General features: G+C 65.4%; 14 protein-coding genes. 6 read left to right on the forward strand and 8 right to left on the reverse strand.

Annotation, left to right across the window (positions count from 1 at the left end; genetic code table 11):
* Positions 1–126: 126 nt before the first annotated feature.
* Positions 127–582, forward strand: coding sequence for a hypothetical protein (locus AC1PLA_RS20850; RefSeq protein WP_024939627.1), 456 nt, complete (start codon positions 127–129; stop codon positions 580–582).
* A gap of 28 nt (positions 583–610) precedes the next feature.
* Here the strand turns inward: AC1PLA_RS20850 and AC1PLA_RS20855 are convergent, their stop codons facing one another.
* Positions 611–922 (reverse strand): hypothetical protein, encoded by a 312-nt coding sequence (locus AC1PLA_RS20855; protein WP_181105539.1) that lies wholly within the window; start codon positions 920–922, stop codon positions 611–613.
* A 111-nt stretch (positions 923–1033) separates the two neighbouring features.
* Here AC1PLA_RS20855 and AC1PLA_RS20860 point away from each other — a divergent pair, with 111 nt between their 5' ends.
* On the forward strand, positions 1034–1279 hold the full coding sequence (locus tag AC1PLA_RS20860; protein ID WP_039513682.1) for a helix-turn-helix domain-containing protein: 246 nt from the start codon (positions 1034–1036) through the stop codon (positions 1277–1279).
* Positions 1280–1309: 30 nt separating this feature from the next.
* On the opposite strand, the gene AC1PLA_RS20865 is transcribed toward AC1PLA_RS20860, so the two are convergent.
* On the reverse strand, positions 1310–2200 hold the full coding sequence (locus tag AC1PLA_RS20865) for an RluA family pseudouridine synthase (RefSeq protein ID WP_481105283.1): 891 nt from the start codon (positions 2198–2200) through the stop codon (positions 1310–1312).
* 362 nt (positions 2201–2562) lie between these two features.
* Between AC1PLA_RS20865 and AC1PLA_RS20870 the strand changes: the two genes are divergently transcribed.
* Both AC1PLA_RS20870 and AC1PLA_RS20875 read left to right on the forward strand, forming a co-directional pair.
* A complete protein-coding gene (locus tag AC1PLA_RS20870) occupies positions 2563–3399 on the forward strand; it encodes a restriction endonuclease (protein ID WP_065046721.1) in 837 nt (278 codons plus the stop codon).
* Between the two features lie 587 nt (positions 3400–3986).
* Positions 3987–4586 (forward strand): hypothetical protein, encoded by a 600-nt coding sequence (locus AC1PLA_RS20875; RefSeq protein WP_481105284.1) that lies wholly within the window; start codon positions 3987–3989, stop codon positions 4584–4586.
* 789 nt (positions 4587–5375) lie between these two features.
* On the opposite strand, the gene AC1PLA_RS20880 is transcribed toward AC1PLA_RS20875, so the two are convergent.
* Complete coding sequence (locus tag AC1PLA_RS20880) at positions 5376–5900, reverse strand: hypothetical protein (protein ID WP_065046719.1); 525 nt, start codon at positions 5898–5900, stop codon at positions 5376–5378.
* Between the two features lie 170 nt (positions 5901–6070).
* Between AC1PLA_RS20880 and AC1PLA_RS20885 the strand changes: the two genes are divergently transcribed.
* Both AC1PLA_RS20885 and AC1PLA_RS20890 read left to right on the forward strand, forming a co-directional pair.
* A complete protein-coding gene (locus tag AC1PLA_RS20885) occupies positions 6071–6403 on the forward strand; it encodes a lipoprotein (RefSeq protein ID WP_039513672.1) in 333 nt (110 codons plus the stop codon).
* Positions 6404–6978: 575 nt separating this feature from the next.
* A complete protein-coding gene (locus AC1PLA_RS20890; protein ID WP_047126749.1) occupies positions 6979–7233 on the forward strand; it encodes an antitoxin in 255 nt (84 codons plus the stop codon).
* Between the two features lie 113 nt (positions 7234–7346).
* Here AC1PLA_RS20890 and AC1PLA_RS20895 read toward each other — a convergent pair whose 3' ends face one another.
* From AC1PLA_RS20895 to recC, 5 genes are all read right to left on the reverse strand, one after another.
* Positions 7347–7721 carry a hypothetical protein gene (locus AC1PLA_RS20895; protein WP_225874229.1) on the reverse strand — a complete coding sequence of 125 codons (375 nt, stop codon included), beginning with the start codon at positions 7719–7721 and terminating at the stop codon, positions 7347–7349.
* 351 nt (positions 7722–8072) lie between these two features.
* On the reverse strand, positions 8073–9128 hold the full coding sequence (locus AC1PLA_RS20900; protein WP_047126549.1) for a virulence RhuM family protein: 1056 nt from the start codon (positions 9126–9128) through the stop codon (positions 8073–8075).
* Between the two features lie 138 nt (positions 9129–9266).
* Positions 9267–11405, reverse strand: a complete 2139-nt coding sequence (gene recD, locus AC1PLA_RS20905) for an exodeoxyribonuclease V subunit alpha (RefSeq protein ID WP_481105285.1) — start codon at positions 11403–11405, stop codon at positions 9267–9269.
* A 347-nt stretch (positions 11406–11752) separates the two neighbouring features.
* Complete coding sequence (gene recB, locus AC1PLA_RS20910; RefSeq protein ID WP_481105286.1) at positions 11753–15688, reverse strand: exodeoxyribonuclease V subunit beta; 3936 nt, start codon at positions 15686–15688, stop codon at positions 11753–11755.
* Entirely contained in the window at positions 15685–19089 is a 3405-nt protein-coding gene (recC, locus tag AC1PLA_RS20915) for an exodeoxyribonuclease V subunit gamma (RefSeq protein ID WP_481105287.1), read from the reverse strand. Before recC ends, recB begins: the two co-directional genes overlap by 4 nt.
* Positions 19090–19120: the final 31 nt, after the last annotated feature.

The raw sequence follows: 19120 nt of genomic DNA on the forward strand, positions 1-19120 counted from the left end.
CTGGAAGTGGCGCCAACCATTGGCAGCGCTTAACGCGGGGATTGCTAGCATCCGGGCGCGTCACTGGCAGCAGCCCGCACCCGCACGGCTGCCGTATTGGAGTGTCATCGCATGAGGAGTTGTCAGATGCCCTGGAAATCCGCCCTCGCCGTGCTTGCCCTGTCCACCGCCGCGCTGCCGGCGCTGGCCCAGTCCGACCGCCAGGTGGTCGAGGACATGCTCACCCGCTCGGCCAATGTCTGCCCCGGCCACAGCACCGACCGCACCGCGCCCACCGTCAAGGCCGTGCCCGTGGGCGCGCTGCGGGTGATGCTGGAACGCGGCCTGGTCATGTGCCCGGACCGCCGCCTGGATGCAGCCGCGCCGGCGGTGTTCTACGGCCGCCTGGGCGTGTTCGCCTGGAACCCGGAAGTGCCCGCCGGCAAGACGGTGATCGTCAAGCAGATCGACACCATGACCCGCAACGAGGAATACCCCGCCGAGACGCTGGTGTGGGACGCCAAGGGCACCGCGCTCAAGCAGCAGACCGTGCCGATGTTCGAGCCCAAGCCGGGTGCGGCAGTGTTGTACAAGGTACGTTGAGGCTGACTCGATTGCCCGCGGCGCCCGGTCAGACCCTGGCGCCGCGCTGCCCGCTCGCTTCGACCGCATCGTCCGGGCCATCGCCACCAAGCCGCTGCTCGTAAATCTCATCGACTACGCCGCGTACCGCGCGGGCGGCATTGAAGATGCTCTCGCCCAGAACCGACAGACTGGTGGCATCCAGCGGCTTGCCGCTGCACACCGCCACCATGTCGCTCTGCGCGGTGATCGTGCGCAACAGCGTGTGGAACTGGTCGATCTGCTGCAGGGTGACGCCGAAGGTGAAGGGCTCTGCGTGCGTCTGCACCGTGGCCATATTGGGAGTTTTCAAAGTCGTCATGGCATCCATCCTCGACATGAGCGGACGAAATATCCGCCGCTCGAATTTATCCCTTTTTCAGATATTTGAAAAGGGGATATAGCTTCAGTGCGGCCTTTCAACGTTGCCGCCATGCCAATCAAGTCGATCCACAAAGACCATTACGACGTCCTGCTGCAGCAATTGCGCGAACTTCGCCTCTCCGCAGGGCTAACGCAGGCGGCCCTGAGCACTGCGCTGGAGCGCCCGCAGTCGTATGTAAGTGATGTTGAGCGCGGCAGTCGCCGGATGGATCTTCTCCAGTTGCGGGACTTCTGCAATGCATGCGGAACTTCACTGACCAAGTTCGTTACCGAGTTCGAGAAGGAACTGAAGTAATCCACCTGGACAGTGCATGTTGCTTCGTTCCTAATTGTTCGGCCCGACCGTCGCTGTAAAACTCCGCGACTCACCAGTGATCGGGTCATCGAACGCCAACATATGCGCGAACAACTGCAGCGGCCGTTCCGGATCATCGGGCCGCTGATCTTCCAGCTCTGGATAGAAGCGGTCATGCAGGATCGGCGCACCCAGCGCGGCCATGTGCACGCGCAACTGGTGCTTGCGCCCGGTGACCGGCTCCAGGCGGTAAGTCCACGTGTCTACGCCGCGTGCGACCACATCGATCACCGTCTCGCTTTTCGGCTCACCCGCACCCTCGCGCATGCGGAAGAACGGCTCGCCCGGCTCCAGCCGGCTGCGATGCACATATGGAAACGTCAGCCCCGGGAGCGGTGGCGCCACTGCCAGGTAGTGCTTGCGAATATGCCGCTCGCGAAACAACGCCTGGTAGATCCCGCGCGATGACGGGTTGGCCGAGAACAACACCAACCCCGCAGTGTCACGATCGATACGGTGCAGCGGCACCAGCGCGGGATTATCGAAGCGGCGCACCAAACGGGCTAAAAGCGTCTGGTGCACGTACGCACCAGCTGGCACCACGGGTAGGAAATGCGGCTTGCAGGCCACGACAATATGCGCGTCTGCATGCAACACCGTTTCCGTTGCCTTGATGATCGGCTCATCCGCTACTTCGCGGAAGTAATAGATCTCCGCACCAAGCCGATAGGGCGCAGCGATATCCAATGCCTGCCGCTGCGCATCCAGTACGCGCCCACGCGCGAAGCGATCACGCCACGTGTCAGCATCAACGACAGGAAAGCACGCACACAGCGCCTCCCACACCGTGTGCCACGGGCCGGACGGAAGCTGGAACTGGCTGGCAGGAGTGCCATCGAGGGTCGGGCGAGGAGCAGACATGGCGACAGCAGAAGCGCACTCAAGCAGATGAGCTGGGATCGTACCTTGTCGCGTCGATTCTCTACGCAGTGATGTAACAGCTCTCAATCCGAGAGAGAGACTTTCGAGCGCTGCGCACCGCATGCATTGCTGGGAAGCGTGCACAGCGACCACTACCGCAGCCCGCTTCATCGCGTTGATTGGCATGCGGTTGCGCTAAACAACGCGCAAGCGAACTCGAGCTTTAGCGTAAAGAACACACCTGTTTGCCTGCGCACGCGTCGTTACGAGTGTTGACGAGGCATCGATCGCAACGGCGCGCGTGGTCTGCTGACAAAACCCGTGTCAACGGCTATGTTCAAACCGGGAACGGGGGTTCTGGCATGGGACGCAGAAAGAAACAGGGTGGATTCGAAGCGCTAGCCGCATTGCCGTGGCCGGTTGGCTTCGTGATGGGAATCGCTGCGTATCTGGTGGTGCGCTACGGCATAAGCTGGTGGTTTTCTCAGCACGGCGGGATGCTTTCGCAGGGCATTGCCCAGCAATCGAGTGGAATGTTCGCACCATTGGCGTGGACGCTGGTCGGCGTCTGCTGGCTCGCTGCGCTGTTCTCCTATCTGCGCACACGCAGCCGGCGGCGCTTTCTGGAAACACGCACAAGCCTGGAGAGCCTGGCCGCCGGCGGCTGGCGCCAGTTCGAACTATTGGTGGGCGATGCGTTTCGCCGCCAGGGCTACAGCGTCGAAGAAACAGGCCTGGGTGGCGCAGACGGCGGCATCGACCTGATCCTGCGCAAGGACAACCGCCGCACGCTGGTGCAATGCAAGCAATGGAAGCGCCAGCAAGTAGGCGTCAGCGTCGTGCGAGAGATGTTCGGACTGCTGGCCCATCACCAGGCCCATGCGGTGAAGATCGTCTGTATCGGCACCTACACGAAGGACGCAGAGCGCTTCGCACAAGGCAAGCCGATTGAACTGATTGGGGGCGAACAGTTACTGGACATGATAGGAGCGGTGCAACAACAAGCCGCAGCGCAGCCGACGGTCACATCCGGGCGTATCGAGCCTGTCTTTGCTTCACCTGATTCCACTGCCTCCGCGACCGTTGCCATCCCAAGCTGCCCGCGCTGCGGCAGCGCGCTTGTGCAGAGAACAAAGCGGCGCACCGGCGAGAACTTCCTAGGCTGCAGCCAGTTTCCGAAGTGCAGAGGAACTTTGTAGGTGAATCTGACACCGATTTTTGGACCCCTTTTGCACATGTACGCCTGCTCCTTAAGCATGATGCAATGCCGCAAGTGCGAGCGGTCGCGCACCTAATCTAGGAGCCTTACCCATGATCGTGCTGTTCCGCAGTCATTTTCCTGCGTATTGCATACGCCAGCGTCCTTGTTGAAGAGCGCTAGAAACATCAACATGGTCGTGTCGGCTTGCCATAGTGCAACCGTGATTGCAGCTAGAAGCCACGCCATTCACAACGTGCTTGTAATCGAAAATACTCACTGCAACACCGCCTTTTGGCAGCCCGATATTAGTTAGGCAACAGCGGAAGCCACTTGATGACTCGTCGGAAGAAATTTACCCAGCGCACACGTCATGGCTACTGCAAGTTGACGGGTAAACCCGGAGCGCTCGTCAAATCTCATTTAATTCCTGAGGCACTCACTAGACCGAGTCAAGCTGGCGCACCGCTTTTTCAGTACGGTGATGGGCCTAAACCCAGTCGGCGCTGGAGCAGTTGGTATGACTCTGGGCTCGTCACTCGAGCAGGTGAAGACATCCTGTCGGCTCTCGACACTTGGGCAATCACTGTGCTTCGAGAACACAAGCTCGTTTGGAGCGGCTGGAGCGGAGCAGTTGAACTAGGCGACCTCCATACAAAGTTCAGTGAACACCTCGGTATTCGTGAGGTCACCCTCGACACAAAAAAATTGCGATTGTTCTTTTTAAGCTTGCTATGGCGTGCTGCTGCAAGCGAGCTACATGAGTTTAAAGACGTAGTCTTACCTCCAAAAGATGTTGAACTCCTCCGCAAGATCCTGGTGGGGCAGGAAGAGCCAAGTCCAGACTTCTATCCTGTCCAGCTAACCCAAATTTCCACCAAAGGCCTAATGCATAACCAGGCGCCTTATCCTGACATCAAGTACATTCCTGATATCGGGAACGAGGATGCAGAACCATACCCGATGAGAACAATAAGGTTCTACTTTGATGGACTTATAGCTCACTTCGCTACTGAGCTTCCTCCTTCGCAAATCGCATCTGATCTCGGAAAGATTGTTGTTGGAGCAGAGCCGACAGTAGTGCTATCGACTGTAACTTTTGAAGATTCGATGCAAGGAAGAAATATGTACGCTGTGCTTGAGAAGTACCATCCAGAAGGTGACGGGCTTGGGAAGACTGTTGCCTAAAAAATTCATTCAAGCCGGCACCGCTTCGCGGTGCGGCTTAATTCCGGCGTCAGGCACTCAGGGGAAAGATCATGGCTCTCTTTTTTCTCGACTACGATCTTCGTAAGGTACGTAATTACCAGCCACTCTACGATGAGCTGGCCAAGTTCAAAGCCGTTAGGGTTCTCGAGTCATCTTGGTGCTTCAATCGAGTCAACACAACATGCGGTGGACTCCGCGATCATTTCAAGCAATTTGTTGATTCGGATGACGGCCTAAGCGTAGTTGAGGTCACAGGCTGGGCAACCTACAACGCTCTTGGCACGCCAAAGGGCCTATAGTGCATAACAATTCATTAAGCCGAAGCGGCTTTGGCGGTCGGCTTGATCCAAGCGCTAGGCATATACGGACAAGCAACTTCTATTTCCAGTCTATCTAAATCAAAGACTGGCTTTTGACTTGCTTGCCATTCTTTAAGGTGGACTTAGTACGATCACAGCCATGTCTCAAGCAACTGACAAGTCCAGAGAGATAAAAAGAGAAACCGAAATCTCTTTTGGCATAAAAATCGATTTACCTTGTCAGAAGTAAAGCACCCTCCAACCTTCCTTAGCTCATGATGGTTTAAATAGGCACCCACGTTGGTGCATTCGGAACAGAGCACGGATTCGCTGCTCCTGAGATTCGCTGGGAAATCCAAGGCGCCGCCATTAAAGTCCTGCCTATCGCGATTTATGCCTAAGAGTTCGTTTAATTCGATACGCGGCGTCGCTTAATTCTCGCGTCCGGCTTCGCGGAGAATCTCTTGCACTACAACCATGCGTCCGGTCGTGCCTCCCGCACTACTGCTGCTACAAGGTCGATCGTTTCTGAGCAGTGATGCAAGAATGCGTCATCTGCCTGCACTAGTGTTGCGATTTCGGACAGATTGCCTTCCTCAAAGAACTCGTCCTCGGCTCGCACTCTGAACGGCAAAGCGTCCCGCCGTGCCAGTAGATCGTTATGGCTTCGCCCACGTCCATGCTTCAGCACATTCACAGCAAGCTGTACGTCTGTAAATCTTGCGCGCAACTCTGGTTGGCCTGCGCTCTCGATCAACCTTTCTGTTTCTCGGAAACCGTTCTCGCTGCCAAGCGCTTCTTGAAGCGCTGCTTCGAACATGGCCACCATGCCCACTGCCACGATCGCGCCTTGAAGCTCTAATGCCTGGAGCGCTTTCACCAAACGGGTGGCCCCACTTTCTTGCAGCTCGGCGAGAACGTGTGTTCTAGTCTCATCCAACAAGCCGCTGGTCAACACTACGCAGCGGGTGGCTAATTCAGTAAATGGGTGCATGACTTCATTCTAGCCATGAATCAACTGAGTTGAGTTAGTGAGCTCAGGTTGCGTTTCTCAAAGGAGCGACAGCCTTGCACATCTTTGAGTATCCGTTGCAAGTAAGCCTTGACCTCCCGTACATCCCCCACCCGCCATCCTCGGCTCCAGACTCAACTGGAGAACACACGATGATGAAGTGGATGGGCACCGCGCTGGCCGCGGCACTGCTGGTGAGCGGTTGCGCCAAGGAGGAGGGCGAGAAGTTCGTCGGCCACTGGGTCAACGTGCAGACGCAGGAAGAGACGATGGACATCGAGCGCAATGGCGAGACCTTCATGGTCCGTAGCACCACGCCGAAGTTCTTCAGCCGCAAGCCCAAGACCGAGAGCTACCCGGCGGTCTACAAGGACGGCGCGCTGCAGGTCACCAACGATGGCGAGACGGTGAACTTCGCCATCGACGCGGCCAACGGCCACCTCAACACCGGTGGCGAGCAGTACCAGCGCGTGCCGGCCAAGTAAGGCCGCCGCTGTCGCCAGCGCCCGCGTGTGGACCTTGCCGGCCGCACGCGGGCGTTTGCGTTTGTGGCCCAGCCGGCAACGCCGGGGGCTGCCGGCGCACGCTGCGTTGCGCAGACGCCGGGCCGGACGCACCGCCCGTCGCCCGGCCTTGCGCTGCCGCTGCCATTCCACCCCACGCAAGCCGTACAGTGCGCAGGCACGCCAGGGTCATGGCGCTGCCCGACCGATCAATCCAGCAACTACGAGGGTGTCATGAGCAAGGGGATGGACCAGAAGAAGAGCCAGAAGAAAGAGCCGACCAAGACGCTGAAGGAAAAGCGCGCGGCCAAGCAGGAAAAGAAGGGCAAGTAAGCCGCCCGGCCTGCAAGACGGCAGACGAGGTCAGGCGCAGGCCTGGCCTCGCGTTTTTGAACGTAGCACTAGGCACTGAGCGTTGGCTTGCGAACTCGGCCTGTCGGTTTCTCCCACTCATCGCTGGCACGACCTGCGGTAGCACCCAACGCTGCTGTAGACCGATCAACGGCCCGGCCAAAGCTGCTGCACTAATGTGGGTTTGTGCGGATTTGGAGCTCGTCATGAGCCGTTTGACCATCGATCTGAACGATCAGCAGCACCAGAGCCTGAAGGCGCTGGCGGCTCTGCAGGGCAAGACCATCAAGCAGTACGCGCTTGAACGCCTGTTCCCTGGCGACCTAAACGCCGATCAGGCATGGCAGGAGTTGAAAACCCTCCTTGGGGGACGTGTCGAGGAAGGCCTTGCCGGCAACGTGTCTACCAGGAGCATCAGCACCATCCTGTATGAAGAATTGGCCGAGGGCCGTCGCGGTTGATGCACGGCTAAGTCCTCACCGACGCAGCCGAAGCCGAAGCCGATCTGCGCGGGATCATCCGCTACACCTCGGCACGCTGGGGCCAGGCGCAGGTTCGCCAGTACATCGCAGACCTATCGAGGCGTGATCTCGATGATGTTGGATGTAGCAGTCTTCAGCGACGTCATATCGGCTGAGGTGGTTTTACTCTTTGATTCCTGCTGCTCCCGATAACGTATAAGTGGGTGTACCCCGACCGAGTAATTGCGCCCAGGCATGATCTGGTAACTCAATGACAGATTGATCGTCCTGACGATTGACTGCCCCGGCTTCAGGACAAGAGATGGCGTGGAACCTCGGACGTTGTGCACATAGATGCCGCGATAGTCGACGGGGCTGCCGTCCTCTTGCAGGACCTTGAACAGATTGGTCTGCAACACCCCGCCTTTGTCTACGTCTGGAACATACGAGGCAGGTAGCTCGATGGGCTGGTCACCTGCGTTGGCCATCGTGACTGAGACGGATGCTCCAGCTGTCGCTGTATGCGCTGCCTGTCTGTTTTGGAGTCTGATCTCCAGCCTCCCAGCCGCAGTCACGCTGGAGCAGGCTGACAGCGCGAGAATCCCAAGAACCCATATCGCCTTCATCATTCACCTCTTACGCGCAAGCGCTTCTTTGTCGTCAGTTCTCATGCCATCTCTCCGGCTTGGGGTACGAGCCCTGGACGGGCGGAACCACCGTGGCGGGCGACTCCTGGGCAGACGCTAGTCGCGATTCATCCTCGGAGCGATCTTTCAATCCAACGTGCGCTATCGCGCGCGGTTGGGGACCTGACGCTTTGGCGCTTCCCACATCACCGTCTAGCGCAAGTCCTCGTCGGCACCGTCCACCCGGTCTCCTGCATCAAGCTGCTGCAACACGCGATCGAAATCGCTCACGAACAGCTGGTCCTGCACGATGCGGTACTTTTCGAACTCGCTTTCCGCATGCGCTTTGGCGATCTCGGCGGTGACGCGCCCTGCGTCCTGCAACACCTGCCGGTCGGTTGCTTCGATGAAACGATTCAGACGTGTTTCCCAATCCTGCATGGTCATCGGAATCTGCCGCAGTGCCATGTCCTCGGCCAGGTCCAGATAGGCCGATACGAGGCGTTGCAACTGCGCCATCTCGCCGGTGGTCAGGTAGTTCTTGGCAACCGCCACGTCGAACTTCTGGATCTTCCCGCGCGGTGCATCGGCCCAGGTGGTCAGGCCCATGTGCTGCTTGCCGGCATCGGCTCGGTGGTAGACGACTTCTGCTGCGGTTTGCCCGTGGATGGCCCAGTGCAGCTTGTTCTGCACTGTGGCGAAGAACCGCTGGGTTGCCTGCGCGGTGGCATCGTAGTCCAGGGCGGTGGCGTAGATGTCGGTGATCTTCTGGTAGAACTTGCGCTCGGAGAGACGGATCTCGCGGATGCGCTGCAACTGCTCTTCGAAGTAGCGCTTGCCGAGCACCGTGCCGTCATTCTTCAGGCGCTCATCGTCCATCGCGAAGCCCTTGATCGTGAAGGACTCGATGATGGTGGTGGCCCACTTGCGGAACTGCACCGCGCGCTCGGAATTGACCTTGTAGCCCACGGCAATGATGGCCGCGAGGTTGTAGTGCTTGGTGTCGTAGCTCTTGCTGTCGGCGGCAGTTATTCGAAAATTTCGAATAACTGCATCTGGCTGTAACTCGTTGTCAGCGAACACCTTTTTCAGGTGGTAGTTGATGGTGTGGGTTTCGACATCGTAGAGCTGGGCCAGCATCTTCTGCGTCAGCCAGACGTTTTCGTCGGCATACGCCGCCTGCACGCCGCCCTCGCCTGCGGCGGCCACGAAGGTCAGGTATTCGGCCGCCGACGAGCGGACGAGCGAAATTTCATGCTTTTTCGCCATTGATGCCTCCCATGCTGGCGATACCGCACAACCAGTTTTTCTTCGTCCATGATGCTATCCGGGCATGCCCGGTGATGGTGATAGGCGAACGTGCCGTTCTGCCGTAAGTGATGTTGCCATTGCGCCGGCTCGCGTCCATCAGAACAACGAACCCTGCACGGGCAACGCAGTAGCTGGTTCTGTTGCTGGCTTGGCGGGTACCGCCTGCTGCTGCGCCCCCAACCGCCACGCCAGACCCGAGATGCGTGCGGCGTGCCGGGCGAGTGCGCTGCGGATGACCGCTTCGCTGCCGGCCAGGTGCAGGGCGCGGCGGGCGCGGGTGATGCCGGTGTAGAGCAGTTCGCGGCTGAGCACGCGGGCGTCGCGGGTGGGCAATTGCAGCCAGACGGTGTCGAATTCGCTGCCCTGGGCCTTGTGCACGGTCATGGCGAAGGCGCTTTCGTGCGCCGGCAGTGCGGCGGGGTGGAAGCCGCGCACCTGGCCGTCGCCGTCGCCCTCGAACCAGGCGACCAACGGGCCTTGGGCACGGTTGTCGGTGCCTGGGTCGCGGCGGCTGGCGGTGCCGCCGGACTGGCCTGGCCCTGAAGCGGCACCTTCGTCGCTGCGCCCCGAAGAGGGACCCGCTTCGCTTCGCAGGCAGATGCCGACGTCGCCGTTGAACAGGCCGTGGCGGTAGCTGTTTTCGGTGATCAGCAGCAGGCGGCCCTGGAACCAAGGCGAGGCGGCGCCGAGGCGGCGCGCGCCGGAGCCGGTTTCGGCCAGCAGTTGTTCGATACGGGCGTTGAGGCCGCGTGCGCCCTGCGGGCCGGCGCGCACGGCGGTGAGCAGGCGCAGGCGCGCGGCGTCGCGCAGGGCGGCGGCCGGGTCTTGCGCGTCGGCCAGCGCACGCCAGTGCGCGAGCAGTGCGTCGCGGCCCAGGGTGAGCGGGTCTTCGCCGTCTTCGTGGAAACGCACGCCGGCCAGCTCGCCGCTGCGCAGCAGGGCCAGGGCGGTGTCGGCGTCGCCGGCGCGCACGGCGTCGGCCAACGGGGCCAGTGCAAAGCCGTCCGCCTGCCGGTAGCCGCGCAGCAGGTGCACGCGGTGGCCGGCCAGGCCGCCGCCGTGGCTGGCGGCGGGCGTGGTGTCGCCGGGTGCGTTGCCGAGCAGCGCTTGCAGCGCCTGTGCGTCCTGCGGCTGCAGGGCATCGCCGGGGCCGGCAGCCTGCAGGATGGCGGCGAGCACGTCGCCGGCTTCCACCGAGGGCAGCTGGTCGGCGTCGCCGAGCAGGATCAGCTGGGTGCCATCGGCCACGGCTTCGACCAGCTTGCACATCAGCGGCAGGTCGACCATGGAAGCTTCGTCGACGACGATCAGGTCCAACGGCAGCGGGTTGTCGGCGTGATGGCGGAAGTGCGGGGAATCCGGGATGACGCCGAGCAGGCGATGCAGGGTGCTGGCGCCGCTGGGCAGGGCATCGGCCAGGGCCGGATCGATGCCGCCAGCGATGGCGCGCGTGACCGCAAGGCGCAGGCTTTCGGCCATGCGCTCGGCGGCGCGGCCGGTGGGCGCGGCCAGGGCGATGCGCGGTGCCGGGGTGTTGGCCGCGTGTGCCTGGGCGATGCGCAGCAGCAGCAGGCGGGCGATGGTGGTGGTCTTGCCGGTGCCAGGGCCGCCGGTGACCAGCAGCAGGGTGCGGCGCAGCGCCAGCGCGGCGGCCTGGGCCTGGCGGTCTGGGTGGTGGGACGGGGCCGGTGGGGCCGCACCTTCCTGGTCGACGGATGGCTCGAGCAGGCGCGTACCCTCACCCGCCTCTCCCGGGGGGAGAGGGGAAGCCGGGGGGAATAGCTGGGCGAATAGTGGGGCTAGCGTGGCGGCGTCGAAGGGCGGCGGCGACTGGGCGGCGATGCGTTGCAGGCCCAGCGCCAGGCGGCGCTCGTACTCGCGGTAGCGGCGCAGGTAGAGCAGGCCGTGTTCCAGGACCAGCGGGCAGTCGGCGGCGGCGGGGTCTTGCGGATTCGGTTGGTCGACCCAGCGCGAGGCGGCCAGGGTGCGTTGCCAGTCGCCTGGGTCCGGGAGCGCGGGCGCTGGGCCCTCGCGCGTGTCCAGCAGCATGCCGGCGCGGCTGGGGTCCAGCCCTGCGTGGCCGCTGGTGACGGCCAGCGAGGCGAGTGCGGCGCCGGCCAACACCTGGGGGTCGGTGTCCGGGGCCAGGCGTTGCAGGCTCTGGGCGAAGGCCAGATCCAGCGGGCGCAGGGCGTCTGCCTTGATCAGGGCGTTGAAGAGGGTTGGGTGGTTCATGCGGTGGACGCCTCCCGGGCGCAGGCGCCCTCACCCCAACCTCCGCTGCGCGTCCCGGCCCGCGCGGCGTGGCGCAGACACTGCCAGGCACGCGCGCAAGTGCGCGCAAGCGGTGTCTGCCCGCCCCGAGGGGAGCCGGGCGTGCGCACAGCGCTGATCGGGCGTGCGGTCTGTTGGGTCATGGCTTGGATGCTTCGGCGGTGGACGTACCCTCACCCCAACCCCCACTCCGCGCCTCAGCCCGCGCCAGCGGGGCTCCAAGGCACGCGCGCCAGTGGCGCGCAACCAGTGCCTTATCGCCCCGGGGGGAGCGGGGCTTTGGTGCGTCAGCGGTAAGGGGCTGTGCGCTAGCGGGCATCGGGCGTGCCTGGGTTGCTGGATGTCGGCTCCGGGGCGCTGCCGGCGAACAGGGCGTCCAGGGCTTGGACCAGCGCCGGGTCGAAGCGCCAGGCGTGGATGCCGGGTGCGGGCGTGGCGCGGTTGACGGCGTCGAAGCCGGCGTCGGCGTCGAAACCCGAATCGGAGATGGAGCTGGCGCCATTGACGGGGTCGGAATCGGAGGCGGCGCTGGCGCCATTGACGGAGCCGGAGCCGGAGTCGTAACCAGAACCGGAACCGAGGATGGAACTGGAGTCGGCTGCGGGGTTGCGGGTGGCGTCCAGGCCGCGGCAGAACAGGTAGCGCACGCCGCCGAAGTCGCGGGCGTAGTCGTAGCCATCGCCCAGGCGGAAACGCAGCCAGCGGTGCAAGGCGACGGTGTAGATCAGCGCCTGCAATTCGTACTCGCTGTGCGCCATGGCGCGGGCCAGGGCGTCGGCGTCGTAGCTGGGCAGGCGGTTGGACTTGTAGTCGAGCACGTACCAGCGCCCGTCCACGGTGTAGGTGAGGTCGATCAGGCCGGTCATCAGGCCTTCCAGCCGCTGGCGCGCGCCGAAGGCCTGGCGGTCGCCGACCACGCCAAACCGGTGCAGCAACGCGAGCAGCGCATCGACGCGGGTGGGCCGCATGGCGAAGTGGAATTCCATCTCGTTACGGCGCTGCGGCGCGGGCACGGCGGCCAGGGTGGTGCCTTCGGGCAGGGCAACGGTGAGGGTGTGGCCGATCAGCGCGGTGAGCATGGCCAGGCCGTCGTCCCATTCCTTCTCGACATAGCCGCCGCGTTGCAGCGCCTCGAGGATGGCGGCGGCCTGGCCCTCGGGTGCGGGCAGGCCGGGGCGCCAGGCCTGCCAGGCGGCGAAGTCGCAGCGCTCGAACACGTCGTGCATCACCACGCCGAAGCGGTTGCCGGCAAAGCGCGGGTCGAAGGCGTCGACCTCGGCGGCCACCGCAACGGCCTCGCTGCCGGACGGCTCGTCGCTGCCGCCACTGCCGACCACCGTGGCGCTGGCCATCGGGTCGGTGGCGGCGCCGGCATCGGCATTGGCCAGCTGGGTGAAGCTGTAGACCCACCAGTCCGGGGCGATATGCCGCTGCGGCGCGCGCGCGGGCGGCACCTGTGCCTCGACCGGCGGCGGCAGGCGCGGCAGGTTGGTAGGCGGCGTGGACGTGTCCACCACCACTGCACCCTCGCCGGCCGCGCCCTGCAGTGCGTCCAGCGCGCGCAGCATGCCGGACAGTGCGGTGCGCTCGTGCTGGTGGAACGGGCCGCTGGCGATCCACAGCGCGTGCTCGGCACGGGTCAGGCCGACGTAGAGCAGGCGTGCGTCTTCGGCGCGTTGTTCCTGCTTCCAGGCCGCTTCGGCGGCGCTCCAGGTTGGGTCGTCCTTGTCAGTCTTCCAGTGCAGCTGGCGGCCGAGCTCCGGCGCATGCACCACGCAATGGCGGCCGGCGCCCTTGTCGCTGCGGCCGATGCCGATGTACGGCAGGAACACCAGCGGATATTCCAGGCCCTTGCTCTTGTGCAGGGTGACGATCTGCACGCGGCGCGCGTCCGACTCCAGCCGCAGCTGCTGGGCTTCGTCGTTGTCGTCGGCATTGGCGATGCGGCGCGACAGCCAGTCGACCAGGCCATGCGGGCCGAGTGCGCGGGCGTCGGCTTCCTGCAGCAGTTCGGCCAGCTGCAGGTAGTTGGTGAGGCGGCGCTCGCCATCGACCAGGGCGAGCAGGCGTTGCCCGTGCGCGGCGCCCAGATCGCCGATCAGGGCGAGCGGGCCGCCGCGCTGCCAACGCTCGCGCCAGTCCAGCGCCTGCTGCTGCCAGCGGCGGTGACGCTCGCCGTCGTGTGCGAGTGCGGCGATGGCGGCGGCGTCCGCTCCGATCAGCACGGTGGCCAGCGCGGCGCGCAGGCGGCTGTCGTCGCCTGGGTCGAGCAAGGCCTGCAGCAGGGCCAGCAGCTCCAGCGCCTCGTCGGTGGCGAACAGGCTCTGCTTGCCGGCCGCCACGGCGGGGATGCCCACCGCGCCCAGCGCCTGTTGCATGCGCGTGGCCTCGCCGTGGCTGCGCACCAGCACGGCGATATCGCCGGCCTGCACCAGGCGGCCATTGACGGTGGCGGTGCCGTCGCGGCCGCCGGCCAGCCAGCCGCGGATCGCCGCCACGCAGGCGGCGGTGGCCAGCTCGCGGGCGCGGTTGGCGCTCCAGGGTTTGGGCTTTCCTGCTTGCTTGGTTTTTGCCGCTGCCGCGGCAGGTGGCGGCGGCGGTTCCGGGGCGCGCCACAGCGTCAGCGCCGGGGCGGCGGCGCCATCGCGTTGCAGGTCGGCATCCACCCGCTTGGTGCCGGCCCGCACCGGGTGGAAGGCGATGCCATCGGTGAGGAAGGCGTCGGTGTAGCCGGCCTGCGCGTACAACGCGTCGATGGCCGCCAGCACGCCGGGGCGCGAGCGGAAGTTGTGGCTCAGCGGCGGGGCGAGTTCAGCAGTGACGGCGGCGGCCAGATAGGTGCGCACGTCGCCGCCACGGAAGCCGTAGATGGCCTGCTTGGGGTCGCCGATCAGAAACAGCGCCGGCTCCAGGCCGACGGCGCGTGCGAGCGGGCCTTCGCCGAACACGTTGGAGAAGATCGCCCACTGGCGGTCGTCGGTGTCCTGGAATTCGTCCACCAGCGCGATGGCGTACTGCGCGCGCAGCCGCGCGACCAGCGCCTGGGCCTGCGCGCCTTCCAGCGCGTGCGCGACGCCATCGACCAGGTCATCGTAGGTCTGCACGCGGCGCTGGCGCTTGAGCAATGCCAGCCGTGCGATGGCGTCCTCGCGCAGGGCGTGCAGCAGGCGGATGCGGCGACGGCTGCGCCATGCTTCGACACCGGCCAGCGCGGTGAGATAACCATCGATCTCGTGGCTCAGCGGCGAGGCCGGGGTGCGATCGACGAACTTCTTGTTGGTGCCGGCGGCCAGTTCCGCAGCGGTCAACTTGATCAGCTTGGAGTGCGGGGCGGCGTTGACCGAGGGCGCGGCGGCGAAGCTGTCGAACCAATGCCACAGCGCTGTTAGCCACTCGGGCTTGTAGCTGACCTTGCTCAGGATGCCGCCATCGATGGCGGCCATGATGGTGTCGAAAAACGTGGTGCCGTGCGCCTGGAATGCCGCGGCCAGTGCAGTACTGGCGTCCTGCACCGCTTGCAGCAGCGCAGCCGAATCGTCGTTTGTCGTGGCCGCCGCCGGCAGCAGCGTTGGATGGCGCACCAGCGCGCGCAGATCGCTGGCCAATGCCTCCGGGCCGCCCGACCACAGCGCGATCAGGTCTTCGGCCATTGCCGCATCGGCGGCGCGCTGGCGCCATAGATCGGCGGCGACTTCGCCGAGCAGTTCGCGGTCGTTGGCGAGCAGTTCCGGTGCGGCGAAGGCCTGGCCGCTTTCCAGCGCATGCTCGCGCAGCACACGCGCGCAGAAGCCGTGGATGGTGAACACGGCGGCCAGGTCGATTTCTTCCACCGCCTGTTGCAGGCGGCGGCGCAGGGCCGCGGGTGTTTCGGTGCCGGTGGCCAGGTGCGTGGCGAGGACGGCGCGCGTAAGCAGCACATCGGGCGCGTCCTGTAGGAGCGGCCCTGGCCGCGACGGGTCGTCAGCGAGGTCGGTCGCGGCCTGGGCCGCTCCTACGGGGGCGTCGGGGACCAGGGTTGCGGCCAGCACCAGGCGCTCGCGGATGCGGCGGCGCAGTTCCTGGGTGGCGGCCTCGGTGAAGGTGACGGCGAGGATCTGGCCGATACGCAGCCCACGCTCGACCACCAGCCGGGTGAACAGCGTGGCCAGGGTGAAGGTCTTGCCGGTGCCGGCGCTGGCCTCGATCAGGCGTACGCCATGCAGCGGCAGGTGCAGATACGGGTCGGTGACCGGGCTGGCGCTCATTCGGCCTCTTCCTGCGCGCCATGCCAGTGGCGCCAGCTCTCGATCAGACGCTCCGGATCCAGCGTGGCATCGGCGTTGCCGCGCTCGAGCAGGTCGTACACGCGATGGCTGGTGATGGCGAAATCGGCAAAGCGCTGCGCGTCGGCGAACGGGTCGCGGCCGCGGTTGACCAGGCGCAGTTCCGGGCTGTGCGATTCGCTCCAGCCGAAGCTGGACTGCCACTGCCCGGCGGCGTCCTTGATGGCCTTGTCCAGGTCGTCGCTACGCGCGGCCTGGTGGTATTTCCAGCTGCTGTAGGGCGCGAACGCCAGCGGTGTCTGCAAGCCCTGCCGGTATACCTGCAGCAGCGCAGCCAACGCGCCCTGCGCCTGGGTCTGCGACAGCGGTTCGGCATCGATGGGATGCGGGCCCAAACCGTCTTCGTCTTCGAAGAAGCGCACATACGGCGCGTGCTCGCCGGCGGCGCGCAGCAGCAGCCATTCCAGGCCGTGGCGGATCGCGCTGCGGCCGCTGAGCGCGCCGACCTGCACCCGCCCCACCCCGCTCGCATACCAGCCGGGCACACGGCCGTGCACCTCGGTCTGGCCGATCTGCACCTGCAGCCGGCGCGACTGCGCCGGCGCTTCGCCGCGCCAGTGCCGGAATGCCTCGGCATACGGGCGCAGTTGCGCCACCCGCTCATCGAGCTGGCGTCGCCCCAGCGGCCCGGACGGCAGCAGCGCGCGCGCGCGCAGACGCTCGTAGAGCCGCTCGGTGTCGCCGGCCAGCGCGGCGTCGAACACGTGCTGCTGCAGGCCGTATTGCTCCAGCCCGCGCGTGGGCGCGAGCAGCGGCTCCAGATCGCTGTCTTCGCCGGCCGGATCCGGCAGGCGCATCCCCAGGCGGTGGCGCAGGAACTGCCCGGCCGGGTCGGCGAACAGGCGGCGCAGTTCGTCGATCGACACATTCGTCGGCACTGCGATGTCATCGGCCGGCAACGCACCGGCCACCCACGGCGCCAGCGGCTGGCGCTGGCCGGTAAGGCTGTCCACCGCGGGGCGCCACTGCCGGCGATAGCTGAAACGGCGCGGGTCGGCGCCGTGATCGCCCGGCGCACCGAAGGCGGCGGCGGCAAACGGCTGCAACGGGTGGTGCACCACCAGCGTGTCGATTGCCGCCGGGTCGGCGTGGTACTGCGCGGCGCTGCCCAGCAGCTCGCTGACCAGCACCGACGGTTCGCGCGCGCTGCCGTCGCGCGCATCGGCGCCGAGATAGCTCAGGTAGAACACTTCCTGCGCGGAAGCGAACAACTGCAGGAACAGGAACCTGTCGTCCTCGCGGGTCGAACGGTCGCCGTGCCGGCGACGCTCGGTGCCCAATTCCGCGGTGAGGCGATTGAGCCCGGCGGCCGGGTCGCGGCGGGGGAAGTCGCCATCGTTCATGCCGAGCAGGCAGATGGCGCGAAACGGCAGCAAGCGCATCGGCACCATGCGGCCGAAACTGATGCCGCCGGTGAGCAGCGGCGCACGCGTGTCCGACTCGCCCAGCACCGCAGCAAAATGCGCGCGCACCACTTCGGCCGGCACGCTGCCTGCGTACTCGGCGCGCACTGCGTCGCGGGCGAACTGGTCGATCAAGCTACGCAAGCGGTCCAGCGCGCGCTGCGCACGCGGTGCCGAAGGCGCTTTTGGCATCAGCGCCTCCAGCAGGCCGAGCAGCCGCTCGCGCCACTCGACCGGCGTCATCGCCTCGGCCAACACGGACTGGTAGCGTTCGAGCACACGCAGCAGCTTCAACAAGATATCCAGTGCGGCCAGCGCGCTGCCTTCCAGCTGCGGCCATGGCGCCACGCCCTCAATATCGTCGTCGGCGCCGCTGGCATGGCCGAGCAGCAGCCGATCCAGCGCGAAGCGCCAGGTGTAGGCGTCGTCGCTCGGTGCCTGATGCTGGCGCCGATGCGCCGCATCCAGCCCCCAGCGCGCGCCGGCCGCATGCAGCCAACCGCGCAGACGTTCCAGCCCGGCTTCGTCCAGGCCGGCGGCCTCGGCAATCGGCGCGCTGGCGAGCAGGTCGAGGATCTCGTGCAGGCCGAAGCGTGCGATCGGCAGGCCGAGCAAGCTCAGGAACACTTCGGCCAGCGGCTCGCTGGCCAACGGGCTGGCGTCGGCCAGTGCATACGGCAGCGCGTCGTCGTTGCCGTGGCTGCCGAACACCGCGTCCAGATACGGCACGTACGGGTCGATGTCCGGCGACAGCACCGCGATCTCGCGCGGCTGCAGCGGCGGGTCGAAGCGCGCATCGTCGAGCAAGGCGCGCAGCTGGTCGTGCAGCACCTGCAGCTCGCGCAGCCGTGTGTGGCAGGCGTGCACCTGCAGGCTGGGGTCGTGCAGATTCACCGCCGGCAACACCGCAGGCACGCTGGGCGCGCGGCGATGGAACAGGTCGCTCTGCATGCGCCGCAGCAGGCTGTCGCCCAGGCCGCCGTCGGCCAGTGCGCGGCGGCCAGACTCCAGCGGGTCGGCATAGGCGGCGATCTCGGCCAGCGGGTGCACCACCTCGTAGTCGCCGACCAATGCCATGAAGTCGCGCCCGGCCGCGCCCCAGGCCTGCAGCAGCGGGTTTTCCTGCACCTGCTCGGCAAACAGCTGCACCGCACCGTCTTCGCGACGGCGCTGCCACAGGGTCTGCAGATCGCCCCAGTAACCTTGCGTGGGCGTGGGCAGATAGAAATGCAGCGTGCCCACGCGCGCCTGCGTGGCCAGCACGCGCAGCACGTCGGGCGAGATGTTCAAGATGGCGAAGGCGAACAGGCGCCTGGGCAAGCCCTGCGGCAGCGGGCCATCCGGGCGTGTGTAGCGATCCAGATACTGGCCGATGCGGCGCGCGCGGTATTGCCGGCCGGCGGCGATGCTGCGCCACAGCCGCGCCTGCGGATCATCGGGGTCGGCGCCGCCTTCCCAGCGCAGCAACCAGTCGCGTCGCCAGGCCTGGTACTTCTCGAATACATTGCCCAGCTCGCCGGCCAGCGCCCAGGGCTTGAGCGCATCGCCATCGGACAGATAACCGGCCAGGGGCGCCAACGCCGCGTCGCTGCCCAGGTCGACCTGCAAGGCGGCATAGAGACGCCACTGCGTGGTGGCCATGTCCAGGTCGTCGTCGGCCGGGCCGAGATTGCATTCCAGCGCGCGCGCGACGAATTCGCCGGGGGTGAGGAATTCGAGATTGGCCGCCACGCCGTGCTCGGCCGCCAGCGTGGACTGCAACCAGCGCCGCATCGCCACCTGCGGGATCAGCACCACCTCCGGCTGCAGCAACGGCTGCTCCGGCACCGGCCGGCGCAGCTCCTGTGCGAGCAAGGCAGCCAGCGTATCCAGCGCATTTGAGGGATAGAGGCGGAAATCGGGCGCGGAAGTGGCGTGCATGCGTACGCGCATTGTGCCGGATGCGGCCGTG

Source organism: Xanthomonas sp. NCPPB 1826, from assembly GCF_056725285.1.

Coding starts and splice junctions, on each gene's coding strand:
- AC1PLA_RS20850 (WP_024939627.1), top strand. CDS start 127: ATGCCCTGGAAATCCGCCCTCGCCGTGCTTGCCCTGTCCACCGCCGCG.
- AC1PLA_RS20855 (WP_181105539.1), bottom strand. CDS start 922: ATGACGACTTTGAAAACTCCCAATATGGCCACGGTGCAGACGCACGCA.
- AC1PLA_RS20860 (WP_039513682.1), top strand. CDS start 1,034: ATGCCAATCAAGTCGATCCACAAAGACCATTACGACGTCCTGCTGCAG.
- AC1PLA_RS20865 (WP_481105283.1), bottom strand. CDS start 2,200: ATGTCTGCTCCTCGCCCGACCCTCGATGGCACTCCTGCCAGCCAGTTC.
- AC1PLA_RS20870 (WP_065046721.1), top strand. CDS start 2,563: ATGGGACGCAGAAAGAAACAGGGTGGATTCGAAGCGCTAGCCGCATTG.
- AC1PLA_RS20880 (WP_065046719.1), bottom strand. CDS start 5,900: ATGCACCCATTTACTGAATTAGCCACCCGCTGCGTAGTGTTGACCAGC.
- AC1PLA_RS20885 (WP_039513672.1), top strand. CDS start 6,071: ATGATGAAGTGGATGGGCACCGCGCTGGCCGCGGCACTGCTGGTGAGC.
- AC1PLA_RS20890 (WP_047126749.1), top strand. CDS start 6,979: ATGAGCCGTTTGACCATCGATCTGAACGATCAGCAGCACCAGAGCCTG.
- AC1PLA_RS20895 (WP_225874229.1), bottom strand. CDS start 7,721: ATGGCCAACGCAGGTGACCAGCCCATCGAGCTACCTGCCTCGTATGTT.
- AC1PLA_RS20900 (WP_047126549.1), bottom strand. CDS start 9,128: ATGGCGAAAAAGCATGAAATTTCGCTCGTCCGCTCGTCGGCGGCCGAA.
- recD (WP_481105285.1), bottom strand. CDS start 11,405: ATGAACCACCCAACCCTCTTCAACGCCCTGATCAAGGCAGACGCCCTG.
- recB (WP_481105286.1), bottom strand. CDS start 15,688: ATGAGCGCCAGCCCGGTCACCGACCCGTATCTGCACCTGCCGCTGCAT.
- recC (WP_481105287.1), bottom strand. CDS start 19,089: ATGCACGCCACTTCCGCGCCCGATTTCCGCCTCTATCCCTCAAATGCG.